Genomic DNA, 19,198 nt, shown 5'->3' with positions numbered 1-19,198 from the left:
CTGGCGGCTTTAGCGCGGTGGTCCCACCTGACCCCATGCCGAACTCAGAAGTGAAACGCCGTAGCGCCGATGGTAGTGTGGGGTCTCCCCATGTGAGAGTAGGGAACTGCCAGGCATCAAATTAGAAGAACCCCGTACCGTAAGGTGCGGGGTTTTTTGCTTTTGTTTTTCTCCCTCTCCCTGAAACTTTCTCACCTTCGCCTTGCAGACTCGACATTCCGATCATTTCTGGGTATCGTTAGCTGTCTGGATGTCTAAACGTTTATACGTATACTGTGAGGAAGTAAGGTTATGCCGATTCGGGTGCAGGACGAGCTACCAGCCGTCAATTTCTTACGTGAAGAAAACGTCTTCGTTATGACGGCTTCACGTGCGACAGTTCAGGAAATTCGCCCGCTGAAGGTGCTTATTCTCAATCTGATGCCGAAGAAGATTGAAACTGAAAACCAGTTCCTGCGTTTGCTCTCGAACTCCCCGCTGCAGGTGGATATTCAGCTCCTGCGAATCGATGCCCGAGAGTCGCGTAATACGCCTTCTGAGCATCTGAACACCTTCTACTGCAACTTCGATGACATTCAGGGCGAAAACTTCGACGGACTGATTGTGACCGGTGCCCCGCTGGGTCTGGTTGAATTCAACGATGTTGCCTACTGGCCGCAGATCAAACAGGTGCTGGAGTGGGCAAAAGATCACGTCACGTCGACATTGTTTGTCTGTTGGGCGGTACAAGCCGCTCTGAATATTCTTTATGGCATCCCCAAACAAACCCGCACTGAAAAGCTCTCCGGCGTGTACGAACACCACATTCTCCATCCCCATGCTCTGCTGACGCGCGGGTTTGATGATTCTTTCCTGGCGCCACATTCACGTTATGCCGATTTCCCGGCGCAGCTGATACGTGATTACACCGATCTGGAGATCCTGGCCGAAACAGAAGATGGCGATGCTTACCTGTTTGCCAGCAAAGATAAACGCATTGCCTTTGTGACCGGACATCCGGAGTACGATCCGCATACCCTCGCGTCAGAGTATTTCCGTGATGTCGAAGCAGGCCTTAACCCGGATGTGCCGTACAACTATTTCCCGAAAAACGATCCACAAAACACACCGAGAGCCACCTGGCGCAGCCACGGGAATTTACTTTTTACCAACTGGCTCAACTATTACGTCTACCAGATCACGCCATACGATCTGCGTCACATGAATCCGACGCTGGAGTAATCGTCTGCACTAAACGATCCTAAAGCGTTTCAGCTATTCACATCAGGCACCTTCGGGTGCCTTTTTTATTTCCGAAATTCCACTCATCAAGCGAGGTAACTTTAATCTCATTAAAATCAATTGGTTGCCTTTAATTTTAAATTAAAATGGAAATTGTTTTTGATTTTAGAAAAAATGGAGATAGTCTTAATTCTGCTGAGCGAAAACTACCCAACGATCTTTCGTTCGCATCGGGGGCGTGATTTTGGATCTTTGATGAGGAGCAGAGTAATGACTCAACAGGCAACGACGGTCGATGAACTGGCCTTTACCCAGCCGTATGGCGAGCAGGAACAGCAAGTATTGACGGCAGAAGCGGTAGAATTTCTGACTGAACTGGTAACCCGCTTTACGCCACAGCGTAATAAGCTGCTGGCGGCACGCATTCATCAGCAGCAGGAAATTGATAACGGCAAGTTGCCTGGTTTTATTTCGGAAACCGCTTCCATTCGCCGTAGTGAATGGAAAATCCGCGGCATTCCTGACGACTTACAGGATCGTCGCGTTGAGATCACCGGTCCGGTAGAGCGTAAAATGGTGATCAACGCCATGAACGCGAACGTTAAAGTCTTTATGGCCGATTTTGAAGACTCGCTGGCACCGGACTGGCGTAAGGTCATCGAGGGTCAGATCAACCTGCGCGATGCCGTGAACGGCACCATCAGCTATACCAACGAAGCCGGTAAAATTTATCAACTCAAACCGAACCCGGCGGTGCTGATCTGTCGCGTACGCGGTCTGCATCTGCCGGAAAAACATGTTACCTGGCGCGGGGAAGCCATTCCGGGAAGCCTGTTTGATTTTGCGCTCTATTTCTTCCACAACTATAAAGCCCTGCTGGCAAAAGGTAGCGGCCCGTATTTCTATCTGCCTAAAACGCAGGCCTGGCAGGAAGCGGCCTGGTGGAGCGAGGTGTTCAGCTATGCGGAAGATCGTTTCAACCTGCCGCGTGGCACCATCAAGGCCACACTGTTGATTGAAACATTGCCCGCAGTGTTCCAGATGAACGAAATTCTCCATGCCCTGCGCGACCACATTGTCGGCCTGAACTGTGGGCGCTGGGACTATATTTTCAGCTATATCAAAACCCTGAAAAACTATCCCGACCGCGTGCTGCCGGATCGCCAGGTCGTTACTATGGATAAACCTTTCCTCAGCGCCTACTCGCGTCTGCTGATCAAAACCTGCCACAAGCGCGGCGCTTTTGCGATGGGCGGTATGGCGGCCTTTATCCCGAGCAAAGATGCTGAGCGTAACAACCAGGTGCTCAACAAGGTGAAAGCCGATAAAGAGCTTGAAGCTCGTAACGGCCATGACGGGACGTGGATCGCGCACCCGGGTCTGGCGGATACGGCCATGGAAGTCTTCAACCGCGTACTCGGTGACAACAAAAACCAGCTGTTCGTCACGCGCGAAGAGGATGCCCCAACGGCGGAAGAACAGCTGCTGGCTCCGTGCGCAGGTGAACGTACCGAAGAGGGCATGCGCGCCAATATCCGCGTCGCCGTGCAGTACATCGAAGCGTGGATCTCCGGCAACGGCTGTGTACCGATCTATGGCCTGATGGAAGATGCCGCGACGGCAGAGATCTCACGCACCTCAATCTGGCAGTGGATCCACCATCAAAAAACGCTCAGCAACGGCAAGCCGGTGACCAAATCCCTGTTCCGCCAGATGCTGGCTGAAGAGATGCGGGTGATCCAGGACGAGCTGGGCGAACACCGCTTCAGCAGCGGACGTTTTGACGACGCCGCGCGCCTGATGGAGCAAATCACCACATCAGATGACTTAATCGACTTCCTGACCCTGCCGGGCTACCGCTTCCTGGCGTAACTCACCACATAACAATATGGAGCATCTGCACATGAAAACCCGTACCCAACAAATCGAAGAATTAAAGAAAGAGTGGACACAGCCTCGCTGGGAAGGCATCCGCCGTCCTTATAGCGCGGAAGAGGTGGTGAAATTACGCGGCTCGGTCAATCCGGAATGCACGCTGGCCCAGAACGGTGCGGCGAAAATGTGGAAGCTGCTGCACGGCGGTTCCAAAAAGGGCTATATCAACAGCCTCGGTGCGCTGACCGGCGGTCAGGCACTGCAGCAGGCGAAGGCAGGCATTGAAGCCATTTATCTCTCCGGCTGGCAGGTCGCGGCGGATGCCAACCTGGCGTCCAGCATGTATCCGGATCAGTCGCTCTATCCGGCTAACTCGGTGCCGTCGGTCGTGGATCGGATCAACAACACCTTCCGCCGTGCAGATCAGATCCAGTGGGCCGCAGGTATCGAGCCAAACGATCCGCGCTTTATTGACTACTTCCTGCCGATCGTCGCGGACGCAGAAGCCGGTTTTGGTGGCGTGCTGAACGCATTTGAGCTGATGAAATCGATGATTGAGGCCGGTGCAGCGGCCGTTCACTTCGAAGATCAGCTGGCGTCCGTGAAGAAATGCGGGCACATGGGTGGAAAAGTTCTCGTCCCGACCCAGGAAGCGATTCAGAAGCTGGTAGCGGCGCGTCTGGCCGCTGACGTGCTCGGCGTGCCGACGCTGGTCATTGCCCGTACCGATGCGGACGCGGCTGACCTGATCACCTCAGACTGCGACCCCTACGACAGCGAGTTTATTACCGGCGAGCGCACCAGCGAAGGGTTCTATCGCACTCATGCGGGCATTGAGCAGGCGATAAGCCGTGGCCTGGCGTACGCCCCATACGCGGACCTGGTCTGGTGTGAAACCTCGACGCCGGATCTGGCGCTGGCAAAACGCTTTGCCGATGCCATCCACGCGAAATACCCGGGCAAACTGCTGGCCTATAACTGCTCGCCGTCCTTCAACTGGCAGAAGAATCTGGACGATAAAACCATCGCCAGCTTCCAGCAGCAGCTGTCTGATATGGGCTACAAGTACCAGTTCATCACCCTGGCGGGTATCCACAGCATGTGGTTCAACATGTTCGACCTGGCCCATGCCTACGCGCAGGGCGAGGGGATGAAGCACTATGTTGAGAAGGTACAGCAGCCAGAATTTGCCGCCGGTAAAGAGGGCTATACCTTCGTTTCACATCAGCAGGAGGTGGGAACCGGCTACTTCGATAACGTGACTACCATCATTCAGGGTGGCGCCTCCTCCGTCACCGCTTTAACAGGATCAACGGAAGAAGCACAGTTCTGATGTTTTCCTCCCCTCACCCTAACCCTCTCCCCGGAGGGGAGAGGGCCGGGGTGAGGGGTAAGGGGAATATATGTCGCGTGGTCTGGAATTACTGATTGCCCAAACTATTCTGCAGGGCTTTGATGCCCAGTATGGACGTTTTCTGGAAGTGACCTCCGGCGCCCAGCAGCGCTTTGAACACGCTGACTGGCATGCGGTGCAGCAGGCGATGAAGCAGCGTATCCATCTTTACGACCACCACGTGGGTCTGGTGGTGGAGCAGTTGCGCTGTATTACCGATGGTAAAAGCCCGGATGCGGAATTTTTGCTGCGCGTGAAGGAGCATTACACCCATTTGTTACCGGACTACCCGCGCTTCGAGATTGCGGAGAGCTTTTTTAACTCCGTCTATTGCCGGTTATTTGACCACCGCTCATTATCTCCTGAGCGGTTATTTATCTTCAGCTCCCAGCCCGAGCGACGCTTTCGTACCATTCCGCGTCCGCTGGCCAAAGATTTCTTCCCTGATAGCGGATGGGAAAAGCTCCTGCATCGTGTGCTAACTGATTTGCCGCTGCGCTTACCCTGGGAGAATAAAGCCCGGGATATTGGTTATATCCACGCCCATCTTATTGAAACCTTCGGCACGGAGGTGCTCAGTCACAGCCATTTGCAGGTCGCTAATGAGCTTTTCTATCGCAATAAAGCTGCATGGCTGGTCGGTAAACTGATTACACCCTCGGCCATTCTGCCGTTTCTGCTGCCCATCCATCGTACCGATGACGGCGAACTGTTTGTCGATACCTGCCTGACCACCAGCGCGGAGGCCAGCATTGTGTTTGGCTTCGCCCGCTCCTACTTTATGGTCTATGCCCCGTTACCGGCCGCGCTCGTGGAGTGGTTGCGTGAGATCCTGCCGGGCAAAACCACGGCCGAGCTGTATATGGCGATTGGCTGTCAGAAGCACGCTAAAACGGAAAGCTACCGGGAATACCTGCGCTATGTCACCACCGCCGATGAGCAGTTTATTGAAGCGCCCGGCATTCGCGGCATGGTGATGCTGGTATTTACCCTTCCGGGCTTCGACCGCGTATTCAAGGTGATCAAAGATAAATTCGCGCCGCAGAAAGAGATGACCGCGGCACACGTTCGTGCCTGCTACCAGCTGGTGAAGGAGCACGATCGCGTCGGGCGCATGGCGGATACTCAGGAGTTCGAAAACTTTGTGCTGGATAAGCAGCAGATCGATCCGGCGCTCATGACCCTTTTACTGCAGGAAGCCTCGGGTAAAATCACCGATCTTGGCGACAAAATCGTAATAAGCCATCTCTACATTGAACGCCGCATGGTGCCGCTGAATATCTGGCTGGAGCAGTCCGAAGGCCAGGCGCTGCGTGATGCCATTGAAGAGTACGGCAACGCGATTCGCCAGCTTGCCGCGGCCAATATTTTCCCCGGCGATATGCTGTTTAAGAACTTCGGCGTCACGCGTCACGGACGCGTGGTGTTCTACGATTACGACGAAATTTGCTACATGACAGAAGTGAATTTCCGCGATATCCCACCGCCCCGTTATCCGGAAGATGAGCTTTCCGGCGAGCCGTGGTACAGCGTCTCACCGGGCGATGTCTTTCCTGAAGAGTTTCGTCACTGGCTGTGCGCTGACCCGCGCATTGGGCCGTTGTTTGAAGAGATGCACGAGGATCTGTTCCGCGCCATCTACTGGCGGGGGCTGCAAACGCGGATTAAAAACGGACATGTGGAAGATGTCTACGCTTACCGCCGTAAGCAGCGGTTTTGCATCCGGTTTTCAGAGGGCATCATGCAGGCCGGGTAAGGCGAAGCCGCCACCCGGCAATGCATGCCTAACGGATCCCACCATACGCCAGGGTCACCTCTTTTGCCGCCTTAATCACCAGCGCACCCAGCTCGGTGACCCGATCATCGGTCATGCGGGAAATCGGCCCGGAGATGGAGATGGCGGCAAACGGTTCGCGGTGCTCGTCAAAAATACAGGCCGCAATACAGCGCAGGCCCAGGGCGTGCTCCTCGTCGTCGAACGAATAGCCGCGCTTGCGGGTCAGGGCCAAATCTTCTTTCAGATGCACCGGCGACACCAGCGTAGCGTGCGTATAGGCATGCAGTCCCTTGCGGTGCAGCAGCCCTGTCACCTGTTCCTCGCTCAGCTGTGACAGAAACGCTTTCCCCGCGCCCGACGCGTGCATCGGCAGCTTGCCGCCAATGGGAGCTGACATGCGCATCAGCTGCGTGCACTGAACCTGATCAATAATGATCGCCTGATGGTCGCTCTGGTCGAGCACCGCCAGGTTTACCGTCTCACCGGAATCTTCCATCAGCTTGCGCAGAATCGGGTGCACAATCGCCAGCAGGTTGCGGCTCTGCAGGAAGCTGCTGCCGACGATAAACGCATGGGCGCCTACCGCCCAGTGCCCCAGCTCGCCGACCTGGCGGACAAAGCCCAGCTGCTGCATGGTGGTTAGCAGCCGGTGGGTTGTGGAGTTCGGCAGGCCCGCCTGCTGCGCCAGCTCCGTCAGGGCCACGCTGCTGTGCGACTCGGCTATCCACTCCAGCAGCTTCAGACCGCGCGTGAGCGATTGAACCTGTCCGCCCTGTTGTGCGGCGGCGGTGGTGGCAGCAGGTTTTCTGCCGCGTTTAGCGGGAACGGTCGCGACCATGACGATCTCCTTTTTCTGTATCGTGGAAATCATTTTCGTTTTATTTGGTGAATTTGCAACCGTTATCCTGACTGATCGGAGGAGTGATGGTGAACATGTCTCATGTTACCCCTGAGCGACTTTTCCACCCTGCGAGATTGTGCCAGTATGGGACGCAGCCTTTTGGCCTTGTTGAGCGTTGTCGGGAGCAAGTGTGAGCAGCAAAGTAGAGCAACTGCGTGCGCAGTTAAATGAACGAATTCTGGTGCTGGACGGCGGTATGGGCACCATGATCCAGGGCTATCGCCTGAGCGAAGACGATTTCCGCGGCGAACGCTTCGCTGACTGGCCATGCGACCTGAAAGGAAACAACGACCTGCTGGTGCTCAGCAAGCCGTCAGTGATCAAGGATATCCACAACGCCTACTTCGAGGCGGGTGCGGATATTATTGAAACCAACACCTTTAACTCGACAACCATCGCCATGGCGGATTACCAGATGGAATCCCTGTCGGCGGAAATCAACTATGAAGCCGCGAAACTGGCGCGCGCCTGTGCCGATGAGTGGACGGCCCGCACGCCGGAGAAACCGCGCTACGTTGCCGGGGTGCTGGGTCCCACTAACCGCACCGCGTCGATTTCACCGGACGTGAACGACCCGGCGTTTCGTAATATCACCTTTGACCAGCTGGTCGTGGCCTATCGTGAATCGACCAGAGCGCTGGTGGAAGGCGGTTCCGATCTGATCCTGATTGAAACGGTATTCGACACCCTCAACGCCAAAGCCGCGATTTACGCGGTGAAAGAAGAGTTCGAGGCGCTGGGCGTTGACCTGCCGATCATGATTTCCGGCACCATCACCGACGCCTCGGGCCGTACCCTGTCCGGCCAGACAACTGAAGCGTTTTACAACTCGCTGCGGCATGCGGAGGCCCTCTCCTTCGGCCTGAACTGTGCGCTGGGGCCGGATGAGCTGCGCCAGTACGTGCAGGAGCTGTCGCGTATTGCGGAATGCTACGTCACCGCCCACCCGAACGCCGGTCTGCCGAACGCGTTTGGTGAGTACGATCTGGATGCCGACACCATGGCGGCACAAATTCGCGAATGGGCCGAGTCTGGCTTTCTGAACATTGTCGGCGGCTGCTGCGGCACCACGCCGGCGCACATCGCCGCGATGAGCAACGCCGTAGCCGGACTGCCGCCGCGCAAGCTGCCGGAGCTTCCCGTTGCCTGTCGTCTTTCCGGCCTTGAGCCGTTGACCATCGGCGAAGACAGCCTGTTTGTGAACGTGGGTGAACGTACTAACGTCACCGGCTCGGCGAAGTTCAAGCGCCTGATTAAAGAAGAGAAGTACAGCGAAGCGCTGGACGTCGCCCGCCAGCAGGTGGAGAGCGGCGCTCAGATTATCGATATCAACATGGATGAGGGGATGCTCGACGCCGAAGCGGCGATGGTGCGTTTCCTCAACCTGATTGCCGGTGAGCCGGATATCGCCCGCGTGCCGATCATGATTGACTCCTCCAAATGGGAGGTCATCGAAAAAGGGCTGAAGTGCATTCAGGGGAAAGGCATCGTCAACTCCATCTCGATGAAAGAGGGCGTGGATATCTTTATCCACCACGCGAAGATGGTGCGCCGCTACGGGGCCGCTGTGGTGGTGATGGCCTTTGATGAAGTGGGCCAGGCCGACACCCGCGAGCGCAAAATCGAGATTTGCCGCCGCGCGTACAAGATTTTAACCGAAGAGGTGGGCTTCCCGCCGGAAGACATCATCTTTGACCCGAATATCTTCGCCGTCGCGACCGGGATTGAAGAGCACAATAACTACGCCCAGGATTTTATCGGCGCGTGTGAAGACATCAAACGCGAGCTGCCGCATGCGCTGATCTCCGGCGGCGTGTCGAACGTCTCGTTCTCGTTCCGCGGTAACGACCCGGTGCGTGAAGCGATTCACGCCGTGTTCCTCTACTACGCCATCCGCAACGGGATGGACATGGGGATCGTCAACGCCGGACAGCTCGCAATTTATGACGACCTGCCTGCGGAGCTACGCGACGCGGTAGAAGACGTGATCCTTAACCGCCGCGACGACGCGACCGAGCGGTTGCTGGATTTGGCCGAAAAATACCGTGGCAGCAAGTCGGATGACGCAGCCAACGTTCAGCAGGCCGAGTGGCGAGCCTGGGACGTGAAAAAACGCCTGGAATATTCGCTGGTCAAAGGCATCACCGAGTTTATCGAGCAGGATACCGAAGAGGCGCGTCAGCAGTCAGCCCGTCCGATTGAAGTGATCGAAGGGCCACTGATGGACGGCATGAACGTAGTGGGCGATCTGTTCGGTGAGGGCAAGATGTTCCTGCCCCAGGTGGTGAAGTCTGCCCGCGTAATGAAGCAGGCCGTGGCATACCTGGAGCCGTTTATCGAAGCCAGCAAAGAGCAGGGTTCCAGCAACGGCAAAATGGTCATTGCCACCGTGAAGGGCGACGTGCATGACATCGGCAAGAACATCGTCGGCGTGGTGCTGCAGTGTAATAACTACGAAATTATCGACCTCGGCGTGATGGTCCCGGCGGATAAAATCCTCAGGACCGCGCGCGAAGTGAATGCCGACCTGATTGGCCTCTCCGGGCTGATCACACCGTCGCTGGACGAGATGGTTAACGTGGCGAAAGAGATGGAGCGTCAGGGCTTCACCATTCCGCTGCTGATTGGCGGGGCGACCACCTCTAAAGCGCACACGGCAGTTAAAATCGAACAGAACTACAGCGGCCCGACGGTGTACGTGCAGAACGCCTCGCGCACCGTTGGCGTGGTCTCCGCGCTGCTCTCCGACACCCAGCGCGATGACTTTGTGGCGCGTACCCGTAAAGAGTACGAAACCGTCCGCATCCAGCATTCCCGCAAGAAACCGCGTACGCCACCGGTAACGCTGCAGGCGGCACGCGATAACGATCTGGCCTTTGACTGGTCGAGCTATACGCCGCCGGTGGCCCATCGCCTGGGCGTGCAGGAGGTGACCGCCAGCATCGAAACGCTGCGCAACTACATCGACTGGACTCCGTTCTTTATGACCTGGTCGCTAGCGGGTAAATATCCGCGCATCCTCGAGGATGAGGTGGTCGGTGATGAGGCGAAGCGCTTGTTTAAAGACGCCAACGATATGCTCGATAAGCTCAGCGCAGAGAAAACCCTTAACCCGCGGGGCGTGGTCGGGCTCTTCCCGGCGAACCGCGTGGGCGATGACATTGAAATTTATCGTGATGAAACCCGCACCCATGTGCTGGCGGTCAGCCGCCATCTGCGTCAGCAAACCGAAAAAGTGGGCTTTGCCAACTACTGCCTGGCCGATTTTGTGGCGCCGAAGCTTTCCGGTAAAGCGGATTATATCGGTGCCTTCGCCGTGACCGGTGGTCTGGAAGAAGATGCCCTGGCGGACGCTTTTGAAGCGCAGCACGATGATTACAATAAAATCATGGTGAAAGCGATTGCCGACCGCCTGGCGGAAGCCTTCGCCGAGTACCTGCATGAGCGTGTGCGTAAGGTGCACTGGGGCTACGCGGCCAATGAGAACCTCAGCAACGAGGAGCTGATCCGCGAGAACTACCAGGGCATTCGTCCGGCACCGGGTTATCCGGCCTGTCCGGAGCACACCGAAAAAGGCACCATCTGGACATTACTGGACGTAGAGGCGCATACCGGGATGAAGCTCACGGAGTCGTTCGCCATGTGGCCGGGGGCGTCCGTTTCCGGCTGGTACTTCAGCCATCCTGACAGCAAATATTTCGCCGTGGCGCAGCTGCAGCGGGATCAGATTGAAGATTATGCCCTGCGTAAAGGCATGAGCGTTGCTGAAGTGGAGCGCTGGTTAGCACCGAATTTAGGCTACGACGCGGACTGACGTCACTTTTCCTTACAACAAACAGGGCGCTCATTGGGCGCCCTGTCTCTTTCTTACGTTTAAACCCTTATACTGAACCTAAGGAAAACGAATAACGATAAGGAGGAAAACCTTCCGTGCTGACCTTGTTACATCTGCTCTCTGCAGTCGCACTGCTCGTCTGGGGCACCCATATCGTTCGTACCGGCGTGATGCGCGTCTTTGGTGCCCGTTTACGCACCGTTCTCAGCAACAGCGTTGAGAAGAAGCCGCTCGCCTTCTGCGCGGGCATTGGCGTGACGGCACTGGTGCAGAGCAGTAACGCCACAACCCTGCTTGTCACCTCCTTTGTGGCGCAGGATCTGGTGGCGCTGGCCCCGGCGCTGGTCATTGTGCTGGGGGCGGACGTGGGTACCGCGCTGATGGCGCGTATCCTGACGTTCGATCTCTCCTGGCTGTCGCCGCTGCTGATTTTCATTGGCGTCATCTTCTTCCTCGGACGCAAACAGACGCGGGCCGGGCAGCTTGGGCGCGTGGGGATTGGCCTTGGGTTGATCCTGCTGGCGCTGGAGCTGATTGTTCAGGCCGTCACCCCTATTACTGAGGCCAACGGTGTTCAGGTCATCTTCGCCTCCCTTACCGGTGACATTATGCTGGACGCGCTGATTGGCGCGGTGTTTGCCATCGTCAGCTACTCCAGCCTGGCCGCCGTGCTGCTGACGGCAACGCTCACCGCCGCCGGGGCGATCTCCTTCCCGGTTGCGCTGTGCCTGGTGATCGGGGCTAACCTTGGCTCTGGCCTGCTGGCGATGCTCAATAACAGCGCCGCCAACGCTGCCGCCCGCCGCGTGGCCCTGGGTAGCCTGCTGTTTAAGCTGGTGGGCAGCCTGATCATTCTGCCGTTTGTCCATCCACTGGCGAACCTGATGGACAACCTCCCGCTGCCGAAGGCGGAGCTGGTGATTTACTTCCACGTCTTCTACAACCTGGTACGTTGCCTGGCGATGGTCCCCTTTGCCGAGCCGATGGCCCGCTTCTGTGAGCGCCTGATCCAGGATGAACCGGAGCTGGACGCTCGCCTGAAACCGAAGCATCTGGATACCTCCGCGCTGGATACGCCGGCGCTGGCGCTGGCGAATGCCGCCCGCGAGACGCTTCGCATGGGCGACGCCATGGAAACCATGCTCGAAGGCCTGCAAAAGGTGATGCACGGTGAGCCGCGAGAAGAGAAAGAGCTGCGCAGGCTGGCGGACGATATCAACGTGCTTTATACCGCCATCAAGCTCTATCTGGCGCGCATACCGCAGGATGAACTGGCGGAGGAGGAGTCCCGCCGCTGGGCGGAAATCATAGAGATGTCGCTTAACCTTGAGCAGGCTTCGGATATTGTGGAGCGGATGGGCAGTGAAATTGCTGACAAATCTCTGGCCGCCCGCCGTGCATTCTCCGTCGAAGGGCTGAAGGAGCTGGAAGCTCTGCACGAACAACTTCTTAGCAACCTGAAGCTGGCCATGCTGGTCTTCTTTTCCAGCGACGTGCCAAGCGCGCGCCGCCTGCGCCGCAACAAGCATCGCTTCCGTATCCTCAACCGCCGCTACTCGCACGCCCACGTGGAACGTCTGCACCAACAGAACGTGCAAAGTATCGAAACCAGCTCCCTGCACCTGGGGCTGCTGGGGGATATGAAACGCCTTAACTCGTTGTTCTGTGCGGTGGCGTACAGCGTGATGGAACAGCCGGATGAAGATGACGGGCGGGATGAGTATTAATCCCCGGCGGGTTTGATTGTGAGCCCAAGACCCAATGCTTTCATGACCGCCAGCGTGGTTTTAAGCGTTGGGTTCCCCTTATCACTAAATGATCGGTACAGTTGTTCTCGTGACAGTCCAGTTTTCTGTGAAATGGTCGACATCCCTTTCGCTCGCGCGATGACGCCCAAAGCTTTAGCAATATACGCAGAGTCACCAGTTTCTAATGCATCAGCCATAAACACGGCTATTTCCTCATCATCCACCAACGCGATGGCTGGATCGTAGGGGGTTAATTTATGCATGCTCATTCACTCCTGCCATTGGGATACATTGCTCAGCATTTTTGCCATAAGTATGTCTTTGGCCTGGCTGCTTTTGTCACCACCACACAACAGCACGATGATGCAATTGCCCTGGTCTTTAAAATAGATTCTGTAGCCCGGACCAAAGTGGATCCTCAGCTCGCATATACCTTCCCCCACGGGTTTTATGTCGCCCGCTAAGCCATTTGCCAACCGAAAGAGGCGGGAAGCGATAATGGTCCTTGCTCGCCGATCTTTTAAGTTTTGCTCCCAGCGTCGGAAGGATTCTGTCTGAACGATCTCCTTCATATTACTCCCTGTGATTTATAAACTACAAATAAATGTATGTGGGGAGTAAAGCTAAAAGGAGTTAGCTCAAGGATAAATGGCCTGACGCTAAATCCTGAAAGTGTCTCGCAAACTAAAAAAACCCGTCTCAGTTACCGTCGGCTAATCTTTTTTTCCAGCCCAAACCTAAGGTATATTTCGCCTTCACAGGAGAAACTATGCTGCCAACTCAATCAACCCGATTAAACAAATACATTAGCGAGAGCGGGATCTGCTCACGTCGCGAGGCGGACCGTTACATTGAACAGGGTAACGTGTTCCTCAACGGCAAACGCGCCACGATTGGTGACCAGGTGATGCCTGGCGACGTGGTAAAAGTGAATGGTCAGCTCATCGAACCGCGCGATGCTGAAGACCTGGTGTTTATCGCGTTGAATAAACCGGTTGGGATTGTCAGCACCACGGAAGATGGCGAGCGGGATAACATTGTTGATTTCGTGAACCACAGCAGCCGTATCTTCCCGATCGGCCGTCTGGATAAAGACTCTCAGGGGCTGATTTTCCTCACCAACCACGGCGATCTGGTCAACAAAATCCTGCGTGCCGGTAACGATCACGAGAAAGAGTACATTGTGACGGTGAATAAGCCGGTCACGGACGAGTTTATTCGCGGCATGGGCGCCGGTGTGCCGATCCTCGGAACCGTCACGAAAAAGTGTAAGGTGAAGAAAGAGGCGCCGTTCGCGTTCCGCATTACCCTGGTGCAGGGCCTGAATCGTCAGATCCGCCGTATGTGCGAATACTTCGGTTATGAAGTGACGAAGCTTGAGCGTACCCGCATCATGAACGTCAGCCTGTCCGGTATCCCGCTGGGCGAGTGGCGCGATTTAACCGATGATGAACTGATCGAGCTGTTTAAGCTTATCGAGAACTCCTCGTCTGAAGCGAAGCCGAAGGCCAAAGCCAAACCGAAAACTCAGGCGATTAAACGCCCGGTCGTGAAAGCACCGCAGTCGGAAGAGAAAGGGCGAGGCAAGCCCGCAGGTAAACGCTTTACGCAACCGGGACGTAAAAAGAAGGGGCGTTAAGCCCCTTTTTTCCCCGGCTTGCGCGTGCGGAGAGCGTAGGTCGGATAAGCGTAGCGACACCCGACGTTTAAAGACGATATTCACCGCTTTCCTGTGGCTTTTCTTCTATCGGTTTTCCTGACCAATAGCCCGCCAGCAGCGAACCGGACAGGTTATGCCAGACGGAGAACAGGGCTCCCGGCAGTGCCGCCAGCGGTGAAAAGTAAATTTTCCCGAGCGCTGCCGCCAGGCCGGAGTTCTGCATGCCTACTTCTATTGCCAGCGTGCGGCAGGTCGATTCGTCAAAGCCAAACAGCTTCCCGCCCCAGTAGCCGCCCAGCAGGCCGATGGTGTTATGCAGCACCACAGCGACGATTACCACAAACCCCACGGAAGCAATGTGCGACGCGGAGCCCGCCACCACGGCGCTGATGATGGCCAGAATACAGACCATCGAAAAGGCCGGCAGATACGGCTCAACCGCTTTCACCACGCGCGGGAAAAGATGGTGAATGACCAGGCCCAGCGCAATCGGGATCACCACAATCTGCAAAATGCTCAGCAGCATGCCCATCACATCCACCTGAATATGCGCGTCCACATACAGGCGGGTTAACAGCGGTGTGGCAATTACGCCCACCAGCGTTGAGACGGAAGAGATAGTGACGGAAAGCGCCACGTCGCCTTTTGCCAGGTAGATCATCACGTTAGACGCCGTGCCGCTGGCCACGCTACCCACCAACACCATTCCGGCGGAGAGGTCGGGCGGCATCTTAAAGGCCATTGCCAGTAGCCACGCCGCAAGCGGCATCACCAGGTAGTGCAGGAAAATCCCTGCTGCGACAGGCGCCGGGCGGGACAGTACGCGTTTGAAGTCGTCGATTTTCAGGTGTACACCCATACCGAACATGATCAACATCAGCAGCGTGGTGACCCACGGACCAATGCCGGTGAAGGTGGCGGGAGTGTAATACGCGAGTACGGAGAGCAGCAGCGCCCAGAGCGGGAACAGCCGGGTAATGGCGGATAACATAGTGGATTCCTTGCAGTATTGTCGTGTTGTTTAGTTATGAAAAAGCCGGGTCTGTGCCCGGCTTGTAGATAATGTTTATCGTGCTAACGAATTTTATTCAAACAAATTCTGATGAAGTTTCTGCACCACCTGCTCGGCCTGATCGGCAGGTACCAGGAAGCAGAGGTTATAGCTGGACGCGCCGTAGCAAATCATACGGATATTGAACGGGTCGAGCACGCCGAACACTTCTTTGCCTACGCCACAGGCGCGGGACAGTTTGTTGCCGATGATGGCTACCAGCGCCAGGTCTTCTTCCACTTCCACACGGCACAGCTCAGACAGCTCAATCAGCAGCGACTGCGTCAGCAGGGTGTCACCGGTGGAGGTAGAGCCGGTGGTGTCCAGCGTCAGCGCAATGCTCACTTCAGAAGTGGTGATCAGATCCACGGAGATATTATGGCGCGCCAGAATGCCAAACACTTCCGCCAGGAAACCGCGGGAGTGCAGCATATTGTGGCTGTGGAGCGTCACCAGCGTCTGGCGACGGCGCAGGGCCAGCGCGCGGAACAGCGGTGGGTTTTCCGTTTTCTTGCAGACCAGCGTACCGCCCGCTTTCGGATCTTTACTGGAGCCGACGAACACCGGAATATCGCTGCGCACGGCCGGCAGCAGCGTGGCAGGGTGCAGCACTTTCGCGCCGAAGGTGGCCATTTCCGCCGCCTCTTCAAAAGCGATGACATCAATACGTTTGGCCGCGGAAACGACGCGCGGGTCGGTGGTGTAAATGCCCGGAACGTCAGTCCAGATATCGACGCGGGTGGCATGCAGGGCTTCGCCCAGCAGCGCGGCGGTGTAGTCGCTGCCGCCACGGCCAAGCGTTGTTGTGCGCCCTTTTGCTTCACTGCCGATAAAGCCCTGGGTGATCACAATGCCATCGGCCAGGCGTGGGGCCAGCTGCTGAGTGGTCAGCTCGGCCAGCGCTTCAACGTCCGGCTCGGCGCGGCCAAAGCGATCGCTGGTACGCATCACTTTGCGCACGTCAAACCACTGCGCCGGAATATTACGTTCGCGCATGATTTCCACGAACAGCAGGGTGGACATCAGTTCACCGTGGCTGACCAGCTCGTCTGTCAGGGCAGTGGAGGTTGCCAGAGAGGCCGCTTCGGCCAGCGTGGTGATATTTTCCAGCAGACGTTCCACTTCCTCGCGGATGACGTTCGGGTTCTGCAGACGCTCAAGGATGTCGAACTGAATTTTGCGCAGTGCATCCAGCTTCACGAAACGTTCTGTCGCTTCCAGTCCTTCAGACAGAGAAACCAGCAGGTTCGTCACGCCGGCAGAGGCGGAAAGCACCACCAGGCGGGTATTCGGATCGGCCAGCACCACATCGGCGCTGCGGTTCATGGCATCGTAATCGGCCACACTGGTGCCGCCAAATTTGGCGACCACAAAACTCGTCATAACAACCTCGTGTCAGGGAATGAATAAGCGACCATGGCACAAGAATGAAACGAAAACAGGTGCAGGCGCAAAATACGGCCCTATAAATAAAATGTGGGGGAGGTCCTGTCAATGCTGGGATTATGCGGATTTTTTATGGGGGGGTACCCCTGAGAAACAGGACTTATAACAGGGCCAGATTTTATGCTCCGTTTTAGGGCTTTTTGACCGACATTTCGCCGCCGCAGAAGGGCAATTCAGCAGCTATACTTTTCGGGTCTTTTCACCTGTGTTTGATGCAGGCCAGGGCAATGGCATAAAAACCATCACAATTTTTATTTGCAGGCGCTACAATCGACCGCAGTCACAATTCTCAAATCAGAAGAGTATTGCTAATGAAAAACATCAACCCAACGCAGACCGCTGCCTGGCAGGCACTCCAGAAACATTTTGATGAAATGAAAGACGTCACCATCGCGGATCTGTTCGCGAAAGATGCTGATCGTTTCAGTAAGTTCTCCGCGACTTTCGATGACCTGATGCTGGTGGATTTCTCCAAAAACCGTATCACCGAAGAGACGCTGGCAAAACTGCAGGATCTGGCGAAAGAGACTGAACTGGCCGACGCCATCAAATCCATGTTCTCCGGTGAGAAGATTAACCGCACCGAAGACCGTGCCGTACTGCATGTAGCCCTGCGTAACCGTAGCAATACCCCAATCATCGTCGACGGCAAAGACGTAATGCCGGAAGTGAACGCGGTGCTGGAAAAGATGAAAGCCTTCTCTGAAGCGATCATCTCCGGAAGCTGGAAAGGTTACACCGGCAAACCGATCACCGACGTGGTTAACATCGGTATCGGCGGTTCTGACCTCGGTCCGTTCATGGTGACCGAAGCGCTGCGCCCGTACAAAAACCACCTCAACATGCACTTTGTCTCGAACGTTGATGGTACCCACATCGCCGAAGTGCTGAAAAACGTGAACCCGGAAACCACCCTGTTCCTGGTCGCGTCTAAAACCTTCACCACCCAGGAAACCATGACCAACGCCCACAGCGCGCGCGACTGGTTCCTGAAAACCGCGGGCGACAACAAGCACGTGGCGAAACACTTCGCGGCGCTGTCCACCAACGGTAAAGCGGTCAGCGAGTTCGGTATCGATACCGCGAATATGTTTGAGTTCTGGGACTGGGTCGGCGGCCGTTACTCTCTGTGGTCCGCGATCGGTCTGTCCATCATCCTGTCCGTGGGCTTCGACAATTTCGTTGAGCTGCTCTCCGGCGCGCACGCGATGGATAAACACTTCTCCACCACCGCACCTGAGAAAAACCTGCCGGTGCTGCTGGCGCTGATCGGTATCTGGTACAACAATTTCTTCGGTGCCGAAACCGAAGCGATCCTGCCGTATGACCAGTACATGCACCGCTTTGCTGCTTACTTCCAGCAGGGCAACATGGAATCCAACGGTAAATATGTTGACCGTAACGGCAACGCGGTGGATTACCAGACCGGGCCAATCATCTGGGGCGAGCCGGGTACTAACGGCCAGCATGCCTTCTACCAGCTGATTCACCAGGGCACCAAAATGGTACCGTGCGATTTCATCGCCCCGGCTATCACCCATAACCCGCTGTCCGACCATCATCCGAAGCTGCTGTCGAACTTCTTCGCTCAGACCGAAGCGCTGGCGTTTGGTAAATCTCGTGAGGTGGTTGAGCAGGAATACCGCGACCAGGGTAAAGATCCGGCCACGCTGGACCACGTTGTCCCGTTCAAGGTGTTCGAAGGCAACCGTCCAACCAACTCCATCCTGCTGCGCGAAATCACGCCGTTCAGCCTGGGTGCGCTGATTGCCCTGTATGAGCACAAAATCTTCACTCAGGGCGCGATCCTGAACATCTTCACCTTTGACCAGTGGGGCGTTGAGCTGGGCAAACAGCTGGCAAACCGTATCCTGCCAGAGTTGGGTGACGATAACGCGATCAACAGCCACGATAGCTCGACCAATGGCTTGATTAACCGTTATAAAGCATGGCGTGCGTAATTAAATTGTCATGAAAATGTGCCGGCGATATGCCGGCATTTTTTTATCAGATAATTCCTGATGTCTGTTATTTAGCTCAAATTCCTGTACTGAGTTTAATCTGAAAAAAGCCGTTAACCCGTTAATGACTGAGGTTTACTTTAGGAATATACGGATAACGGCATAGTCCATTTTTAATTCTATCTTATTGATTTATATGTTCTCTATATTTGGTTAATTGCTCTTATCTTTCAATTTTATCCATTAGTCTGAAAACCCCTTTCCTATTTCCCCGGACGGCAAACCCACGGCGGGAGTTGTGTATACTCGAATCCGCCTGAAATTCTTTTT

General features: G+C 55.8%; 13 protein-coding genes and 1 rRNA gene. 9 read left to right on the top strand and 5 right to left on the bottom strand.

Features of this window, described 5'->3' with window-relative positions; translation table 11 throughout:
• The 5 genes from rrf (at position 1) to aceK (ending at position 6,245) form a co-directional block, all read left to right on the top strand.
• A 5S ribosomal RNA gene (gene rrf, locus GM298_RS22095) occupies positions 1–115 on the top strand.
• A gap of 176 nt (positions 116–291) precedes the next feature.
• Positions 292–1,221 carry a homoserine O-acetyltransferase MetA gene (gene metA / locus GM298_RS22090; RefSeq protein ID WP_045286164.1) on the top strand — a complete coding sequence of 310 codons (930 nt, stop codon included), beginning with the start codon at positions 292–294 and terminating at the stop codon, positions 1,219–1,221.
• A gap of 270 nt (positions 1,222–1,491) precedes the next feature.
• Complete coding sequence (aceB, locus tag GM298_RS22085; protein WP_025759007.1) at positions 1,492–3,093, top strand: malate synthase A; 1,602 nt, start codon at positions 1,492–1,494, stop codon at positions 3,091–3,093.
• A gap of 31 nt (positions 3,094–3,124) precedes the next feature.
• Positions 3,125–4,429: an isocitrate lyase gene (aceA, locus tag GM298_RS22080; RefSeq protein WP_045286166.1), complete on the top strand. Its 1,305-nt coding sequence runs from the start codon at positions 3,125–3,127 to the stop codon at positions 4,427–4,429.
• Between the two features lie 70 nt (positions 4,430–4,499).
• Positions 4,500–6,245, top strand: a complete 1,746-nt coding sequence (aceK, locus tag GM298_RS22075; RefSeq protein ID WP_266155314.1) for a bifunctional isocitrate dehydrogenase kinase/phosphatase — start codon at positions 4,500–4,502, stop codon at positions 6,243–6,245.
• A gap of 28 nt (positions 6,246–6,273) precedes the next feature.
• Here the strand turns inward: aceK and iclR are convergent, their stop codons facing one another.
• Positions 6,274–7,104 carry a glyoxylate bypass operon transcriptional repressor IclR gene (gene iclR, locus GM298_RS22070; RefSeq protein WP_045286168.1) on the bottom strand — a complete coding sequence of 277 codons (831 nt, stop codon included), beginning with the start codon at positions 7,102–7,104 and terminating at the stop codon, positions 6,274–6,276.
• Positions 7,105–7,297: 193 nt separating this feature from the next.
• Here iclR and metH point away from each other — a divergent pair, with 193 nt between their 5' ends.
• Together metH and GM298_RS22060 are read left to right on the top strand one after the other, a co-directional pair.
• Complete coding sequence (metH, locus tag GM298_RS22065) at positions 7,298–10,981, top strand: methionine synthase (protein ID WP_045286169.1); 3,684 nt, start codon at positions 7,298–7,300, stop codon at positions 10,979–10,981.
• Positions 10,982–11,097: 116 nt separating this feature from the next.
• The gene (locus GM298_RS22060) at positions 11,098–12,729 is read left to right on the top strand and encodes a Na/Pi cotransporter family protein (protein WP_045286170.1); all 1,632 of its coding nucleotides are present in this window, start codon (positions 11,098–11,100) and stop codon (positions 12,727–12,729) included.
• Here the strand turns inward: GM298_RS22060 and GM298_RS22055 are convergent.
• Together GM298_RS22055 and GM298_RS22050 are read right to left on the bottom strand one after the other, a co-directional pair.
• Positions 12,726–13,013 (bottom strand): addiction module antidote protein, encoded by a 288-nt coding sequence (locus tag GM298_RS22055; RefSeq protein WP_266155313.1) that lies wholly within the window; start codon positions 13,011–13,013, stop codon positions 12,726–12,728. The genes GM298_RS22060 and GM298_RS22055 overlap by 4 nt on opposite strands.
• A 6-nt stretch (positions 13,014–13,019) precedes the next feature.
• Positions 13,020–13,322: a type II toxin-antitoxin system RelE/ParE family toxin gene (locus tag GM298_RS22050; RefSeq protein ID WP_025759000.1), complete on the bottom strand. Its 303-nt coding sequence runs from the start codon at positions 13,320–13,322 to the stop codon at positions 13,020–13,022.
• 197 nt (positions 13,323–13,519) lie between these two features.
• Here GM298_RS22050 and rluF point away from each other — a divergent pair, with 197 nt between their 5' ends.
• On the top strand, positions 13,520–14,389 hold the full coding sequence (gene rluF, locus GM298_RS22045) for a 23S rRNA pseudouridine(2604) synthase RluF (RefSeq protein WP_023621411.1): 870 nt from the start codon (positions 13,520–13,522) through the stop codon (positions 14,387–14,389).
• Positions 14,390–14,456: 67 nt separating this feature from the next.
• On the opposite strand, the gene panS is transcribed toward rluF, so the two are convergent.
• Both panS and lysC read right to left on the bottom strand, forming a co-directional pair.
• The gene (gene panS / locus GM298_RS22040) at positions 14,457–15,401 is read right to left on the bottom strand and encodes a ketopantoate/pantoate/pantothenate transporter PanS (protein WP_126801513.1); all 945 of its coding nucleotides are present in this window, start codon (positions 15,399–15,401) and stop codon (positions 14,457–14,459) included.
• A 93-nt stretch (positions 15,402–15,494) separates the two neighbouring features.
• On the bottom strand, positions 15,495–16,844 hold the full coding sequence (gene lysC / locus GM298_RS22035) for a lysine-sensitive aspartokinase 3 (protein WP_045286172.1): 1,350 nt from the start codon (positions 16,842–16,844) through the stop codon (positions 15,495–15,497).
• A gap of 374 nt (positions 16,845–17,218) precedes the next feature.
• Here lysC and pgi point away from each other — a divergent pair, with 374 nt between their 5' ends.
• Positions 17,219–18,868: a glucose-6-phosphate isomerase gene (gene pgi, locus GM298_RS22030; protein WP_266155311.1), complete on the top strand. Its 1,650-nt coding sequence runs from the start codon at positions 17,219–17,221 to the stop codon at positions 18,866–18,868.
• Positions 18,869–19,198: the final 330 nt, after the last annotated feature.

The organism is Enterobacter sp. HSTU-ASh6, from assembly GCF_026319105.1.
GTDB lineage: Bacteria > Pseudomonadota > Gammaproteobacteria > Enterobacterales > Enterobacteriaceae > Enterobacter > Enterobacter sichuanensis.
The sequence above is the reverse complement of the archived record's forward strand: the minus strand, read 5'-3'. Positions and strand labels throughout refer to the sequence as shown.